The following is a 13,987-nucleotide window of genomic DNA, read 5'->3' as shown; positions in this document are numbered from 1 at the left end:
GGCTCAGAATTATCGACCGTCGTCCGAGGTGCCGGACAGGGTCCTGGCATGACCGCGACCACCTCCGTCTCGTCCACCCGTTGGCCCCGCGCCTTCCGCTACGTCTACGCGGCCAGCCTCACCGAGAGCGTCGGCTTCCAGGTGGGCTACCTGGCGATACCGGTGCTGGCCGTGGTGGCGCTGGCCGCCACGCCCGGTCAGGTCGGTCTGTTGGCGGTGCTCGGCACCGCCGCGTTCCTGCTGATCGGGCTGCCCGCCGGAGTGTGGGTCGACCGGACCCCCCGACGGACCGTGCTGGTGGCCGCCGGCGGAACCCGCGCGGTGCTCTACGCCTCGGTCCCGCTCGCCTGGTGGGCGGATGCCCTGACGCTCGGCCAGCTGTACGCGGTGGTGCTGCTCGTCGGCGTCGCCACCGTCTTCGGCGACGTGGCGGCGCAGAGCGTCCTGCCGGAGCTGATCGGCCGCGAGCGCCTGGTCGCGGCGAACTCGCTGCTGATGACCACCAACGCCGTGGTCCAGATCGGCGGCCGAGGGCTCGGCGGCCTGCTGGTGCAGGCGCTCGGCGCGCCCTTCGCGCTGGCCCTGAACGCGGTCACCCACCTGCTCGCCGCGCTGGCGCTGAGCCGGATCCGTCCCGTGACGGCCCCGGTGGGGAAGCGGCCGGCCGGTGGCTTCGGCCGGGAGCTGGGCGAGGGAGTGCGACACGTGCTCGGCGGAGGCGTACTGCGCCCACTCGCCGTCTCCCTGGCCGGCATCAACCTCACGGTGAACCTGATGACCACCATGCTGCCGGTGGTCTTCCTGCGTGAGCTGCGGCTGGACGCCGGCGCGCTCGGCCTCTTCCTCGGCGTCGGCGGGGTCGGGGCGCTGCTCGGCGCGGTGACCGCCCGCCCGCTGGCGGCCCGGATCGGCGCCGGACGCGCGCTGTGGCTGCCCGGCCTGCTGGTCGCGCCGGCCGGCGCGCTGGTGGCGCTGGTCGACCACGGACCCTGGCTGTGGTTGGCCGGGTTCGGCTGGCTGGCCCTGGCGTGGCGGACCGGCATCGGCAACGTCATCGGGGTGAGTCTGCGGCAGCGGGTGACCCCGGACCGGCTGCTCGGCCGGATGAACGCCACGTTCCGGTTCCTCCTGACCGGCGCGATCGCGGTCGGCGCCGGGCTCGCCGGCCTGCTGGGCCAGTACGCCGGGCCACGCGCCCCGCTCTGGGTCGGGGCGGCCGGCGCCGCGCTGACCTGGCTGCCCCTCTATCTCACCCGCAAGCGCCTACCGCACGGTACCGATTGACTTTCGATAGCTTCCGCGCGATAGTCGATGCATGTTGACAGCGCAACGCGCGGTGACACCTCTCCGCGCCTTCCTCGTCCTGCTGTTCGGGATCCTGGTCCTGTTCCAGACCATGTCCCTGCCCGGGCAGTTCGCGCACATGGCGCGGGAGGACCCGGACATGGCGTACCTGAGGTGGCCGGCCACCGCCGTGACCATCTTCTGGGTGCTCTGCGTGCAGGTGGTGATCGTCTGCACCTGGCAGCTGCTCACCCTGGTCAAGAACGACCGGATCTTCACCCCGGCGTCCCTGGCCTGGGTCGACGGGATCGTCTGGGCGATCGCCGCCGCCTGGGTGGTGCTGGTGGGCGTCTTCCTCTACGTCGGCTTCCACGCCGACGACCCGGGGCTGCCGCTGCTGCTGTTCCTGCTGACCACCGGCGTCAGCGTGCTGGGGCTGCTGATGGTCGTGATGCGCGCGCTGCTGCGGCAGGCCACGACGTTGCGCACCGACATGGAAGCGGTGATCTGATGCCCATCGTGGTCCGCATCGACGTCGAGCTGGCCAAGCGCAAGATGAGCGTCGGCGAGTTCGCCGAGCGGGTCGGGCTGACCCCGGCCAACGTCGCGGTGCTGAAGAACGGCCGCGCCAAGGCGGTCCGGTTCAGCACGTTGGAGGCCATGTGCCGGGTGCTCGGCTGCCAGCCCGGCGACCTGCTCGAATACGTCGAGGACGGGGAGGAGCCGTGAGACCGCTGCTCGCCGCCGTCGCGCTGCTGGCCGTCGCGCTCGGCGTCGCCGGCCTCGTGTACGGCGAGGCCGACGACTCCCCCGGCCTGCAACTGCTGTCCGCGCTGCTCGTCATCGGCGCGGTCGCCATCGGCGTACGCCTGCGCCGCCGCGCCCGGTAGGGCCGGCGCCCCCTCGACGCCGGCCCCTCCGCTCAGCCCTTCACGCAGACGACCTGCTTGAGGTGGGCGACCACCTCGACCAGGTCGTCCTGCTGGGCCATCACCTGGGTGATGTCCTTGTACGCGCCGGGAATCTCGTCGACCACCCCGGCGTCCTTGCGGCACTCCACCCCGGCCGTCTGCGCGGCCAGGTCCTCCGTGCTGTACGTCCGCTTCGCCTGCCCCCGCGACATCCGCCGGCCGGCGCCGTGCGACGCCGAGCAGTACGCGTCGGGGTTGCCCCTGCCGCGCACGATGTACGAGCCGGTGCCCATCGAGCCGGGGATGATGCCCAGGTCCCCCCGGCCGGCCCGGATCGCACCCTTCCGCGTCACCAGCACGTCCACCCCGTCGTAGCTCTCCTCCGCCACGTAGTTGTGGTGGCAGGAGATCGGCTCGTCGTAACCCACCCGCGGGAACGCCTCCCGGACCACCTGGCAGAGCAGGGCGAGCATCACGGCCCGGTTGCGCCGGGCGTACTCCTGCGCCCACCACAGGTCCCGGCGGTAGGCCTCCATCTCCGGCGTGCCGGCGAGGAACACCGCGAGGTCCCGGTCGGGCAGGTCGGTGTTGTGCGGCAGCCCGCGCGCCACCGCCATGTGCCGCTCGGCCAGCTCCTTGCCGATGTTGCGGGACCCGGAGTGCAGCATCAGCCAGACCCGACCGTCGTCCGGGCCGCCCTGCTCCAGGCAGACCTCGATGAAGTGGTTGCCGCCGCCGAGCGTGCCCAGCTGACGCCGCGCCCGGGTCTCGAGCTGGGCCACCTTCCGGTCGAGCGTGCCGAACCGGCGCCAGAAGTCGTCCCAGCCGGCCTGCTCCAGACCGCGGATCCGGCGCGGGTCCACCGCGTCCTCGCGCATCGCGAAGCCGACCGGGATCGCCGCCTCGATCGCGGAGCGCAGCGACGCGAGGTCGTCGGGCAGGTCGACAGCGGTCAGCGAGGTACGCACCGCGGACATGCCGCAGCCGATGTCGACGCCGACCGCGGCCGGCGACACCGCCTGCCGCATGGCGATCACCGACCCGACCGTCGCGCCCTTGCCGAAGTGCACGTCCGGCATCACCGCGACGCCGTGCACCCAGGGCAGCGCGCCGATGTTGCGCAGCTGCCGGGCCGCCTGCGCCTCGATCGTGTACGGGTCGGTCCAGACCCGGACCGGCGCCCGGGTACCGGCCAGCGGGGTGAAACCCATCGTCGTCTCCTTGCTCGTGTCCGTCTGACGTAGGCCGTACGGGACTCGAACCCGTAGCCTCCCGGCTGAGAACCGGGTGAGCTGCCAGTTGCTCCAACGGCCCCGGGACGGCCGACGCCGTCTCGAAGGTGCCCCGGACACGGAGAACCGCCCGGCTCCGGTCTGGGGGCGGGCGGTTCGCGCGGATCGTCGCGCCGGCGCTAGACGCGCCACCACCCTGGTTGCCACTGCCGACGGCGGCGGCACGTGCCCGGTTCGGACAGCAGGGCACCACCGCGCGGCGCGGGCCGCTCGGCTCGGGTGCGATTCTGCTGCGACACGGTGGGCTCCCCCGGGTGGATCAGGTCGACGATGCCCGCTCACGGTACGGGCGCTGCGGACATGGCGGCAACCCGATATCCGCGCGGTCAGTCCCGCCGGAGACGGTCGCCCAGCGACTCGGCGAGCACGGCGCCCAACACCTCGCACGCGGGATCGACCCGGAGCCAGAGCAGTTTGTGGCGGCCACCGTCGCGCATCGTCAGCGCCAGCCGGTCACTGAGGACCCCCCGGTGCAGGCGGGCCCCGGTCACGTCGTCCAGCGCCAGGACCTTGTTGGAGGGGTGGGCGGCGACGACGGCGGCCAGATCCAGGGTCGACGCCGGCACCTCGGGCAGCGGGTGCGGAACCGTCCGCCCGTTGGCGTGCGCGCGGGTCTCCCGAAGGCTCAGCCGACGGCGCACCAGCAGGTGCGGCAACAACCAGAGTTCACCGTGGATCCAGTCCGCCCAACCGGTGGTGCAGCTCCGGGTGATCAGTCGGGCCGTGTGCTCCACGGCGACACGTTAGCCGACGCGGGCGGCGGAACCGGTCGCCCCTAGCCGGCGTGCGCCACCGGGTGGCGCCTCATCTCCTCCATGAACGGGTAGCGGGCGGTCAGCTCGGCGAGCGTGGTGCCGGCCCGCCAGGCGGCGGCCACCTGCGCGACCTGGAGCAGGTCGGTGGCGTCGCCCCGGGCCTGGACCTCGCCGTCCACCCGCAGGTCGATCATGAAGTAGCGGGCCTGAGCGCCGAGGCTGACGCAGACGACGCCCCGGTCGGAGGTCATCTCGGCGCAGGTGAACCGGCTGCGCCCCTGCTCGGGGGCGGTGACCCGGCCGACCTCGAGCTGGTGGGCGGTCGCGGTCTGCGCGAGCGCGGGAGCCAGACCGCCGGGCTCGACCAGGTCCGGGTAGAGGCGCACACCCAGTGCCGCCGAGACGTCGCTCATGACTGACTCCCACTTCCTCGTGACAGAGACCAGCAGCGCGTGCAGGTTACGGTCATGTTTCCGGCACGCATGGCCATCCTGTCCCGACCGACCGCCCAGGGCAATAGGAACGGTCGATCCGAACTCCGTCGGGCCCCTCCGGTCCCCCGCCGGGGGTACGCTGCCGGCTCATGGCCCGGATCAGGTGTGACTTCTTCTCCGCAGCCCTCGGCATGGGCACCTCGATGACCGTGCTGCTGCCCGATGCGGGCGCGGCCGGCATCGGCATGCCGGGCGCCGTGACCGACGGCGACCCGCCGGTGCTCTACCTGCTGCACGGCCTGACCGACGACGACACGGTCTGGACCCGGCGCACCTCGATCGAGCGCTACGTCGCCCCGCTCGGCCTGGCCGTGGTGATGCCGCAGGTGCAGCGGAGCTTCTACTGCGACGAGGCGCACGGCAACCGGTACTGGACGTTCCTCACCGAGGAGCTGCCCGAGGTGTGCCGATCGTTCTTCCGCCTCTCCGCCCGGCGCGAGGACACGTTCGTCGCGGGCCTGTCCATGGGCGGCTACGGCGCGGTGAAGTGGGCGCTGCGCCACCCGGACCGGTTCGCCGCGGCGGCCAGCCTCTCCGGGGCGCTCGACGTGGTGCGCCGGCGGGACCACCCGACCCGGCCGGTCGACCCGGCGGTGTGGCACACCGTGTGGGGAGACCAGCCGGCGCCGAAGCACGACGACACGGTGGGCCTGCTGGACCGGGCCGGCGCCGACCTGCCGGCGCTCTACGTCGCCTGCGGCACCGAGGACTTCCTCCACGAGGACAACGTCCGGTTCGTCGACGCCGCCCGGCGACGCGGGGTGCCGCTCACCGTCGACTTCGGTCCCGGCGACCACGAGTGGGGTTACTGGGACGCCCGGATCCAGGACGTGCTGGCCTGGCTGCCGCTGCGCCGGCCCTGACCGGCGTGCCGCGCCCCCGGCGCGCGGCCGGGGACGCGGCACGGTGGGCTCACCGCCGGGCTCGTCGCGGTCGGCGCACCCGCACCGGGTACGCGACCACCGCCGCCACCGCCATGGCGGCCAGCCCGGCCAGGGTCCACCTGGTTCGTGGGGTCATCGGGCACCTCCCTCAGCGACGGGTCAGCACGACCTTGAGCGCGCCGGTCTCGGCCGGGCGGGAGAACACGTCGTACGCCTCGACGATCTGGTCGAGCGCGTACCGGTGGGTCACCATGTGCGCGGTGTCGAGCTGTCCGGCGACCAGCATGTCCAGCAGCTTCGGCGTGGTGCGGGTGTCGACCAGGCCGGTGGTGATGGTGACGTCGCGGATCCACAGCCGCTCCAGGTGCAGCGTGGCCGGCGCACCGTGCACGCCGATGTTGGCCACCCGTCCGCCGGCACGGACCAGCGTGGTGCACAGCTCGAAGCTGGCCGGCACCCCGACCGCCTCGATGGCCACGTCCGCGCCGAGTCCGGCGGTGACCGAACGGACCACCTCGAGCGGGTCGTCGTCGGCGAGGACGGTCAGGTCGGCGCCGAACCGCTTGGCCGCGTCGAGCCGACTCTGCGCCTTGTCCACGGCGATGACGTGGGTGGGCGAGAAGAGCCGGGCGGTCTGAATCGCGGCCAGGCCGATCGGGCCGGCGCCGACGACCACCACGGTGTCGCCGGGGCGCACCCCGCCGTTGAGCACGCCGACCTCGTAGGAGGTGGGCAGGATGTCGGCCAGCAGCACGGCGGCCTCGTCGGAGACCGTCTCGGGCAGCCGGTAGGTGGACAGGTCGGCGAACGGGATACGCGCGTACTCGGCCTGCACGCCGTCGACGGTGTGCCCGAGGATCCATCCGCCGCCGCCGAGGCACTGCCCGTAGACGCCCTCGCGGCAGTAGCGGCACACGCCGCACGCGGAGATGCAGGAGGCGAGGACCCGGTCGCCCTCGGTGAGGTTGGCGACGCCGTCACCGACCGCCACGACCGTGCCGACCGCCTCGTGGCCGAGCACCCGGCCCGGCTGGACCTCGGGCACGTCACCGCCGAGGATGTGCAGGTCGGTCCCGCAGATGGTGACCGCGTCGACCCGGACGATCGCGTCGCGGGGGCCGGCGACGGTGGGGTCCGGGATCTCGGACCAGGACTTCTCGCCCGGCCCGCCGTACACGAGTGCCTTCATGGCTCCTCCTCACGCCGTTGTCACCTCCCACGCTTCTCCGCGGCGGTGGGCGGGGGCAGGGCCGGAGGGCCCGGTGCGCGGGACCTCGGTCCCGCGCACGGTGATCGACGTGTTAAAAGGGGGCCCCTCCTCTACCGGAGGCGTTAACAGGGGGCCCGGCCTTACGCGCCGACGGTGCCGTCGACGGCCTCGCGGATCAGGTCGGCGTGGCCGTTGTGCCGCGCGTACTCGTGGATCATGTGCAGCATCACCAGGCGCAGCGACACGTCCTCGCCCCACCGGGCCTGGTGGCCGGTCACGTCCAGCGACTCGGCCTCCCGCTCGATGCGGCGGGCGTGCGCGACCTCCCGCCGCCACGCCTCCCACGCCTGCGCGCCGTCGGCCTCCCGCACGTCGTACGCCGCCTGGAAGTCGCCGGTCTCCGACCAGATCAGCGGCACGTCCTCGGCGGCGATGACCCGGCGGAACCAGGTGCGCTCCACCTCGGCCATGTGCCGCAGCAGCCCGAGCAGGGAGAGAGTGGACGGCGGCGACGCCGGCCGGCGCAGCTGCTCCTCGGTCAGCCCCTCGCACTTGAGGGCCAGGGTGGCGCGGTGGAAGTCGAGGAACGCGCGCAGCGTCTCCCGCTCACCGGCCCGCAGCGGCGGGCCGATCCGTTCGGTCGGCACGGTGGATCCTCTCCGGGCGGGCCGATGGCCCGCCGATGGTGGACGGCGGCGGTCGCCGGCAGCCTAGCCGGTGTGGATCATGAGGTGCCGGCAATTACCGCAGCGAGGACCGGGCCACCGGGAAGTCGAACCAGGTGTCCGGGTACGGCTCGTCGACGTAGCGGTAGTGCCACCACTCGCGCGGGTAGTTCTCGAAGCCCTGCGCGCTCATCAGCTCCCGCAGCAGTTCCCGGTTGTCCCGGGCGGCGGCGGTGACCCGGGCGTCGTCCGTGTGGGCGCGCGGGTCGAAGCAGTCGAACCCGGTGCCCATGTCGACCGAGTCGTCGGCGAAGCGACGGCCGGCGGGCGCGGTGCACGACACCAGGGGCTGGCCGGGCACGTACCGGGCCGGCTCGGGGCCGGGCACCGGGACCAGGGTCAGGTCGAGCGTGCTGGCCCGGCTGTGCGCGGTCGGCGCGCCGATGTACCCGTCGGCGAAGAGCCGGTCCTTGGGCACGGCGGGATAGAACTCGCCCTTCATCTGCTGCTCGTCGGGGCGCTTGGCCCAGGCCACGAACTCGTCCACCGCCCGCTGCGGCCGGTAGCAGTCGTAGACCTTCAGGCTGTGGCCGCCGGCCAGCGCCGCGGTCTGCACCCGGTGCAACGCCTCGGCGGCCCGGCGGGTGAGCAGGCAGAGCGGCTCGGGGTAGCCGTCGATCGGCCGGCCGACGAAGTTGTGCGCGCCGGCGTACCGGATGTCGGTGCGGATCGTCGGGTCGACGGCGGCCAGGTCGACCACGTCGGCCGGGGCGCGTGGGCCACTCGGGGTGGGCGACGGCGGGGCCGGACGCGGCGCCGGCCGTTGGCAGGCCGCGGCGAGCGCCACGGCGGCCACGGCCAGGACCGTCGCCGCGCGTCTGCCGGTGCCCACCCTGCCGTGTCTACCAGCCCGGCCCGGCGCCCGGGCCGGCATCGACCGGCGGTCAGCCGTGCAGGGCGGCGCGGAGGAAGTCCAGCGCGGCCGCGTCGTCGTCGACGCCGCCCGCCTCGTGGCCGTTCCACCGCCACACCGCCAGTTCCTTGTCGCCGCGGTAGTCGTGGTAGGCGGCGTAGACCGTCGACGGCGGCACGATGTCGTCCATCAGCGCGACGGAGAAGCGGGCCGGCACGGTCGCGCGGCGGGCGAACGCCACCCCGTCGACGTAGCCGAGCGTGCGCAGCACCTGCTCCTCCCGGTCGCGGTGCACGGCCAGGTAGTCCCGGATCTCCCGGTAGGGCGCCGAGTCGGTGAGCGTCACGGCGCGCGGCACGTCGCAGAGGAACGGCACGTGGACCACCGCGGCGCGGAGCCGGGGCGCGAGCGCGGCGGCGGCCAGCGCGGCCGCGCCGCCCTGGCTGTGGCCGAGCACGGCGACCCGGTCCGGGTCGACGGCCGGCAGGCCGCGGGCGGCGTCCACCGCGCGGACGGCGTCGGTGAGGAAGCGCCGGTAGTAGTACCGGCGCGGGTCCTCCACCCCGCGGGTGGCCATCCCGGGGGCCTGCGGTCCGGCCGCGGCCACGTCCGGGGTGTCGCCCCGGCTCCACCCGGAACCCTGGCCCCGGGTGTCCATCTGCAGGTGCGCGAACCCGGCCGCGGACCAGAGCAGGTTCTCCAGAGGGTGGCCGCGCCCGCCGCCGTAGCCGACGTACTGCACGACCGTCGGCGCCGGGCCGGAGGCGCCGCGGGGCACCCGCAGCCAGGCCCGCACCGGCTGGCCGGCGAACCCGGGGAAGGTCACGTCGAACACGTCCACCCCGGCCAGCGGGGTGGGCACGGGTGTCACCTCGACGGGCTCGCCGCAGGAGCGGGCCTGCGCGAGCGTGTCGGCCCAGAAGGCATCGAAGTCGGATGGTTCGCGCAGGTCGCTGCGGTGGCGGCGGAGTTCCGCCTCGGGCAGGTCGGTCAACACGCCTGACGTTTCCTCGTCGTCCGGTGGTGGGGAGGACGACGACGGGTCGCCGAAAGGCACCCCGCCGCGTTCCGGAAGCTTTCCGCAACCCGTGCGAACGCTAGGACCGGCCCGACCTGTCGTCAAGACCACGCCGTACGGCAAGATGTCGGTGGGGCGGCACGGCTTGCCGGTCGGTTCCGGGCAGCCGGCGAAGGGGACTCGGGGTGAACGCGGACGACGAGCGCAGGGTGACCATCACCGCGATCGCACGGGAGGCCGGCGTCTCCGTGCCCACCGTGTCGCGGGTGCTCAACGGGCGGTCCGACGTCGCGCCGGACACCCGGGAACGCGTCGAGGAACTGCTGCGCCACCACGGCTACCGACGCCGCGGCAGCCGCACCGTACGCCGGGCGAACCTGGTCGACCTGGTCTTCAACGACCTGGACAGCCCGTGGGCCGTGGAGATCATCCGTGGGGTGGAGGACGTCAACCACGCCGCCGGAATCGGCACGGTGGTCTCGGCCGTGCACCGCGAGTCCAGCTCCACCCGACAGTGGCTGCACAACCTGCGCGGGCGGGCCTCGGACGGCGTGATCATGGTGACCTCGCACCTGAGCCCGGCGGTCCAGGCGCAACTGCGCCGGCTCAACGTGCCGGTGGTGGTGGTCGACCCGGACGCCGGGGTGGCCGGGACGGACGTGCCGGCGATCGGCGCCACCAACTGGACCGGCGGCCTGGCCGCCACCGAACACCTGCTCAGCCGGGGCCACCGCCGGATCGGCTTCGTCGCCGGCCCGCCGCACCTGCTGTGCAGCCGCGCCCGACTCGACGGCTACCGCGCCGCGCTGGCGGCCGCCGGCGTGCCGGCCGACGACCGCCTGGTCCAGCCGGGCGACTTCTACCACGCCTCCGGCTTCGCCGCCGGTGGAGCCCTGCTCGACCTCGACGACCCGCCGACGGCGATCTTCGCGGCCAGCGACCAGATGGCCTTCGGCGTCTACGAGGCGGTACGCCGGCGCGGCCTGCGCGTCGCCGACGACGTGAGCGTGGTGGGCTTCGACGACCTGCCCGAGGCCCGGTGGGCCTCGCCGCCCCTGACCACCGTGCGCCAGCCGCTGGTGGAGATGGGCCGGCTCGCCGCCCGCACGGTGCTGCGCCTGGCCCAGGGCGAGGAGATCGAGTCGCCCCGGGTGGAGCTGGCCACCGAGCTGGTGGTGCGGGACAGCACCGCCGGGCCGGCCGGCCACTGACCGGCCCGGGTCGTTTCAGTCGACTTCCGGAAGTTCGCCCTCCCGCACCACCACGGCGGTCGACGCGGCGACCGCGGCGGCGTGCCGACGACGCCGGGCCAGCAGCACCGCTCCCCCGGCCACCAGCACCGCGCCCACCGCGACCGACAGCCCCGCGCCCGGCCGGTAGCCGGGGGCCGGGGCGCCGCCGCGCAGGTCGGCGTGCCCGGCCAGGGCCGACGCCGCCCCCGTGGCGGGGGGCGTGGCGCGGTCCAGCTCCCCCGGCTCGACCAGGCGGCCGACCGCGGCGTCCCGGGGCAGCCCGAAACCCCAGTCCAGCAGCGCGGCCCCCTGCTGCCAGCCGCGCTGGGTGGTGACCTCCGCGCCGAGCAGGGTGACCTCCAGGCGCCGTCCACCGCGCTCGGCCGCACCGACGTACGTGTGCCGGGCCAGGTCGGTGAAGCCGGTCTTGCCGCCGATCGCGCCCGGATAGTGGTCCAGCAGCATGTTGTCGTTCTGGATCTGGAAGGCCTTCTCCCGCAGCGCCGGCTGGGCGGGCACCTGCGCGGTGCGGGTGGCGGTGTAGCGGCGGAAGGCCGGCTCGGCGAAGCAGGCCCGGGCGATCAGCGCCAGGTCGTACGCGCTGGTGAACTGCCCCGGACCGTCCAGGCCGGACGGGGTGACGGCGTGGGTCTGCCGGGCGCCGAGCCGGTGGGCCTCGGCGTTCATCGCCCGGACCCCGCCGGCCAGCCCGTCCGGGCCGCCACCGAGCCGGGCCAGCGCGTTGGCCGCCTCGTTGCCGGACTTCAACAGCAGGCCCAGCCAGATCGTCTCGATCCGGTAGTGCCCGCCCTCGGCCAGCCCCACCGCCGAACTGCCCGGCTCGATCGCCACGTCGCCGGCGGTCACGGTGACCTCGCGGTTCGGGTCCAGCCGGGGCAGCATGGTGGCGGCCAGCAGCAACTTCTGCACGCTGGCCGGCACGGCGTACTCGTGCGGGCCGCAGGCGCCGAGCACCGCGCCGGTGTCCAGGTCCGCGACCACCCACGACGTCGCCGCCACCGCGGGCGGCACCGTCGCGACCGGCGGGACGACCAGGCCCGAGGTGTCCAGCGCGGCGCCCCCCACGGCCCGGTCCGCCGGGCCGGGCGGGGGCGGCGGCTGCGGCGGCCGGGTCGACGGGGCGGGCACGTTCGGGCAGGGCGGCGCCGCGGCCGGCAGCCGGCGCGCCGACGCGGCGCCCGGGCGGGCCGCGGCCACGGCGGGCGTGGACAGCGGCAGGAGCAGGGCGGCGGCGAGCGCCACGGACGGTCCCCAGGTCCTCATGACCCGCAGGCTAGCCACGCCGACCCGAACGGGTCGCCGGCTCCGGGATTCGCGTCCCGGGCCCGGGGTAGCGGGGTAGGGTGCGCCGGTCAACGCGCGGGCAGCCGGTGCGCGCCCAGCGGGCCCACCCGCCACCCTCGGCGGTGGCACTCGGCCAGGATGTCGGGCAGCGCGGCCAGCCCGGCGCGCCACGCGCCCGGCACGGCGGCGTGGGACGAGTCGTGCAGCAGGATCGTGCCCCCGCCGGCCAGCCCGGCCCGGACGGTCGCCGCGACCGTGTCGGCGGTCGCCGTGGCGGTCCAGTCCCGCCCCCAGCAGCTCCACAGCATCGGCCGCAGGCGCAGCCGCCGGGCCGCCAGCAGGGTCGCGCCGGTGAGCACCCCGTACGGCGGGCGGAGGAACCGCGGTCGCCGTCCGGTCACCTCCGCCACCAGGTCGTACGCCCGGGTCAGGTCGCGGACGGTGCCGGCCGGCCCGCGCAGCAGCAGGTTGTCGTGCGTCCAGCCGTGCACGGCGACCTCGTGGCCGGCGTCGACCAGCCGGCGGCCCAGGTCCGGGCGGCGCCGCAGCATCGCGCCGAGGACGAAGAACGTGGCCGTGACCCGGTGCGCGGCGAGCAGGTCCAGGAAGCACGGCGTGGACTCCGGGTCCGGGCCGTCGTCGAAGGTCAGCGCGACCCGGTCCGGCGGGCCGAGGCCGTGCAGGCCGGGCAGCAGGCGGCGGCGGAGGCCGGGCAGCACGGTCAGCGCCGGCGCCACCTGGACCGCCGGGAACGCCGCCGTCGCGAGCCCGGCGAGGGCGGCGGTCCTCATCGCAGTCCGCCGCCGGCCTGGAGCAGCGCGGCGACGACGGCGATCGCGTCGCCGACCGGTTCCAGCAGCGACCGGCGGCCCGCGGCGGCCGGCCCGGCGGGCACGGCGGCGCGGGCAGCCTCGGCGACCAGCCCGGCCGGGTCCTCCAGGGACCGCGCGTCGCGGGCCGGGGACGCCGGGCCCGCCCCGGTGACCGCCGCGAGCACGGGTCCGAGCTGGTCGGGCGAGCCGGCCCACCGGGTCAGGCCGGAACGGGCCAGGATGGCGGCGTTGGCCCGTCCGTGACCGGGGATGGGGCGGTAGGTGACCACCGGCACCCCGGCCGCGAGCGCCTCCTGGCAGGTGATGCCGCCCGCGTTCTCCACCACCACGTCGACGGCCCGCATCAGCGCGGGCATGTCGTCCACCCAGCCCAGGACGTCCCGGCCGGCCCCGCTGAGCCGCCGGCGCAACGCCCGGTTCCGCCCGCACACCACCACCGGCCGTGCCCCGGTCGCGCCGACCTCCGCGACCGTGGCCGCCACCTCCCCCGCACCCCAGGAACCCGCCACGACCAGGGCAAGGACACCGTCGGGGGGCAGGCCGAACCGGTGCCGGGCACGCCGACGGTCGGCCCCGTCGCCCACGCCGAACGCCCGCGACACCAGCGGCTCGACCACCGTCACGTCGACGCCGTCCGAGGGCCGCAGCTCCGCGTGCCGGACCGTGCAGTACACGTCGACGCCCGGGGCGAGCCAGGCCGGGTGGACCACGAGGTCGGTCACGTACGTGATCACCGGCACCCGGAGCCGCCCGTGGCGGCGCAACGGCCCGAGGAGCTGGTTCGCGAACGGATAGGTGGTCACCACCGCCCGGGTGTCCGGCGGGATGCGCCGCCGCATCGCCCGGCGGAACGGGCGCAGCAGCGCGCGTACGGCGCGTACCGGGACCAACGACCGGCTGGTGAGCCGGAACAGCAGGTGGTAGCCCCCGGGCAGCCGGTGCAGCAGTCCCCGGTACGCCTCGCGCACGGCCCGGTGCAGCGGACCGGGCAGCAGGTGCAGAACGTTGAGCCGGTCCACCGCGAAGCCCCGGGCGCGCAGCCGCTCCGCCAGCTCGTCGGCGGCCCGGTCGTGCCCGGCGCCGATGTCCGCGGAGACCACCACGACGCGTCCCGGGTGCTCCATCCGCCGCGCATACCCACGACGGCGACGTCCACGCGACCGGAACCGGCGGACAGCCGACGGGCCGGGC

Annotated in this window: 16 protein-coding genes and 1 tRNA gene; 6 read left to right on the top strand and 11 right to left on the bottom strand. The window is 75.0% G+C overall.

The window, feature by feature from the left end; all coding sequences use genetic code 11:
- Positions 1-48: 48 nt before the first annotated feature.
- From GA0070622_RS17135 to GA0070622_RS32605, 4 genes are read left to right on the top strand one after another with little or no spacing between them, the layout of a single operon-like run.
- Positions 49-1,284 (top strand): MFS transporter, encoded by a 1,236-nt coding sequence (locus GA0070622_RS17135; RefSeq protein WP_091574227.1) that lies wholly within the window; start codon positions 49-51, stop codon positions 1,282-1,284.
- A gap of 31 nt (positions 1,285-1,315) precedes the next feature.
- On the top strand, positions 1,316-1,795 hold the full coding sequence (locus GA0070622_RS17130) for a DUF2975 domain-containing protein (protein WP_091574226.1): 480 nt from the start codon (positions 1,316-1,318) through the stop codon (positions 1,793-1,795).
- Entirely contained in the window at positions 1,795-2,013 is a 219-nt protein-coding gene (locus GA0070622_RS17125; RefSeq protein ID WP_091574225.1) for a helix-turn-helix domain-containing protein, read from the top strand. The genes GA0070622_RS17130 and GA0070622_RS17125 overlap by 1 nt, the downstream gene beginning before the upstream one ends.
- Positions 2,010-2,174: a hypothetical protein gene (locus tag GA0070622_RS32605; RefSeq protein ID WP_176710501.1), complete on the top strand. Its 165-nt coding sequence runs from the start codon at positions 2,010-2,012 to the stop codon at positions 2,172-2,174. Before GA0070622_RS17125 ends, GA0070622_RS32605 begins: the two co-directional genes overlap by 4 nt.
- Positions 2,175-2,206: 32 nt before the next feature.
- Here GA0070622_RS32605 and GA0070622_RS17120 read toward each other — a convergent pair whose 3' ends face one another.
- From GA0070622_RS17120 to GA0070622_RS17105, 4 genes are all read right to left on the bottom strand, one after another.
- A complete protein-coding gene (locus GA0070622_RS17120) occupies positions 2,207-3,406 on the bottom strand; it encodes an RtcB family protein (RefSeq protein ID WP_091574224.1) in 1,200 nt (399 codons plus the stop codon).
- Between the two features lie 30 nt (positions 3,407-3,436).
- Positions 3,437-3,509, bottom strand: a tRNA-Glu gene (locus tag GA0070622_RS17115).
- Between the two features lie 304 nt (positions 3,510-3,813).
- Positions 3,814-4,221: a hypothetical protein gene (locus tag GA0070622_RS17110; RefSeq protein ID WP_091574223.1), complete on the bottom strand. Its 408-nt coding sequence runs from the start codon at positions 4,219-4,221 to the stop codon at positions 3,814-3,816.
- Between the two features lie 41 nt (positions 4,222-4,262).
- Positions 4,263-4,655, bottom strand: a complete 393-nt coding sequence (locus GA0070622_RS17105) for a hypothetical protein (protein ID WP_091574222.1) — start codon at positions 4,653-4,655, stop codon at positions 4,263-4,265.
- A 170-nt stretch (positions 4,656-4,825) separates the two neighbouring features.
- On the opposite strand from GA0070622_RS17105, the gene GA0070622_RS17100 reads away from it, so the two are divergent.
- Positions 4,826-5,599 carry an alpha/beta hydrolase gene (locus GA0070622_RS17100; RefSeq protein WP_091574221.1) on the top strand — a complete coding sequence of 258 codons (774 nt, stop codon included), beginning with the start codon at positions 4,826-4,828 and terminating at the stop codon, positions 5,597-5,599.
- A 169-nt stretch (positions 5,600-5,768) separates the two neighbouring features.
- Here the strand turns inward: GA0070622_RS17100 and GA0070622_RS17095 are convergent, their stop codons facing one another.
- From GA0070622_RS17095 to GA0070622_RS17080, 4 genes are all read right to left on the bottom strand, one after another.
- Entirely contained in the window at positions 5,769-6,809 is a 1,041-nt protein-coding gene (locus GA0070622_RS17095; RefSeq protein WP_091574220.1) for a zinc-dependent alcohol dehydrogenase family protein, read from the bottom strand.
- Between the two features lie 161 nt (positions 6,810-6,970).
- A complete protein-coding gene (locus GA0070622_RS17090) occupies positions 6,971-7,477 on the bottom strand; it encodes a DinB family protein (RefSeq protein WP_091574219.1) in 507 nt (168 codons plus the stop codon).
- A 94-nt stretch (positions 7,478-7,571) separates the two neighbouring features.
- The gene (locus tag GA0070622_RS17085; RefSeq protein ID WP_091574218.1) at positions 7,572-8,429 is read right to left on the bottom strand and encodes a M15 family metallopeptidase; all 858 of its coding nucleotides are present in this window, start codon (positions 8,427-8,429) and stop codon (positions 7,572-7,574) included.
- Positions 8,430-8,439: 10 nt separating this feature from the next.
- Positions 8,440-9,405, bottom strand: a complete 966-nt coding sequence (locus tag GA0070622_RS17080; RefSeq protein WP_091574217.1) for an acetylxylan esterase — start codon at positions 9,403-9,405, stop codon at positions 8,440-8,442.
- Between the two features lie 206 nt (positions 9,406-9,611).
- Between GA0070622_RS17080 and GA0070622_RS17075 the strand changes: the two genes are divergently transcribed.
- Positions 9,612-10,637 (top strand): LacI family DNA-binding transcriptional regulator, encoded by a 1,026-nt coding sequence (locus GA0070622_RS17075; RefSeq protein ID WP_091574216.1) that lies wholly within the window; start codon positions 9,612-9,614, stop codon positions 10,635-10,637.
- Between the two features lie 15 nt (positions 10,638-10,652).
- On the opposite strand, the gene GA0070622_RS17070 is transcribed toward GA0070622_RS17075, so the two are convergent.
- From GA0070622_RS17070 to GA0070622_RS17060, 3 genes are all read right to left on the bottom strand, one after another.
- A complete protein-coding gene (locus tag GA0070622_RS17070) occupies positions 10,653-11,942 on the bottom strand; it encodes a D-alanyl-D-alanine carboxypeptidase family protein (protein ID WP_091574215.1) in 1,290 nt (429 codons plus the stop codon).
- Positions 11,943-12,031: 89 nt separating this feature from the next.
- Positions 12,032-12,754, bottom strand: a complete 723-nt coding sequence (locus GA0070622_RS17065; protein ID WP_091574214.1) for a polysaccharide deacetylase family protein — start codon at positions 12,752-12,754, stop codon at positions 12,032-12,034.
- The gene (locus GA0070622_RS17060) at positions 12,751-13,920 is read right to left on the bottom strand and encodes an MGDG synthase family glycosyltransferase (RefSeq protein WP_091574213.1); all 1,170 of its coding nucleotides are present in this window, start codon (positions 13,918-13,920) and stop codon (positions 12,751-12,753) included. The genes GA0070622_RS17065 and GA0070622_RS17060 overlap by 4 nt, the downstream gene beginning before the upstream one ends.
- Between the last annotated feature and the right edge of the window lie 67 nt (positions 13,921-13,987).

This window comes from Micromonospora sediminicola, assembly GCF_900089585.1.
GTDB classification, from domain to species: Bacteria; Actinomycetota; Actinomycetes; order Mycobacteriales; family Micromonosporaceae; genus Micromonospora; species Micromonospora sediminicola.
This window is presented reverse-complemented; position numbering and strand designations above follow the sequence as displayed.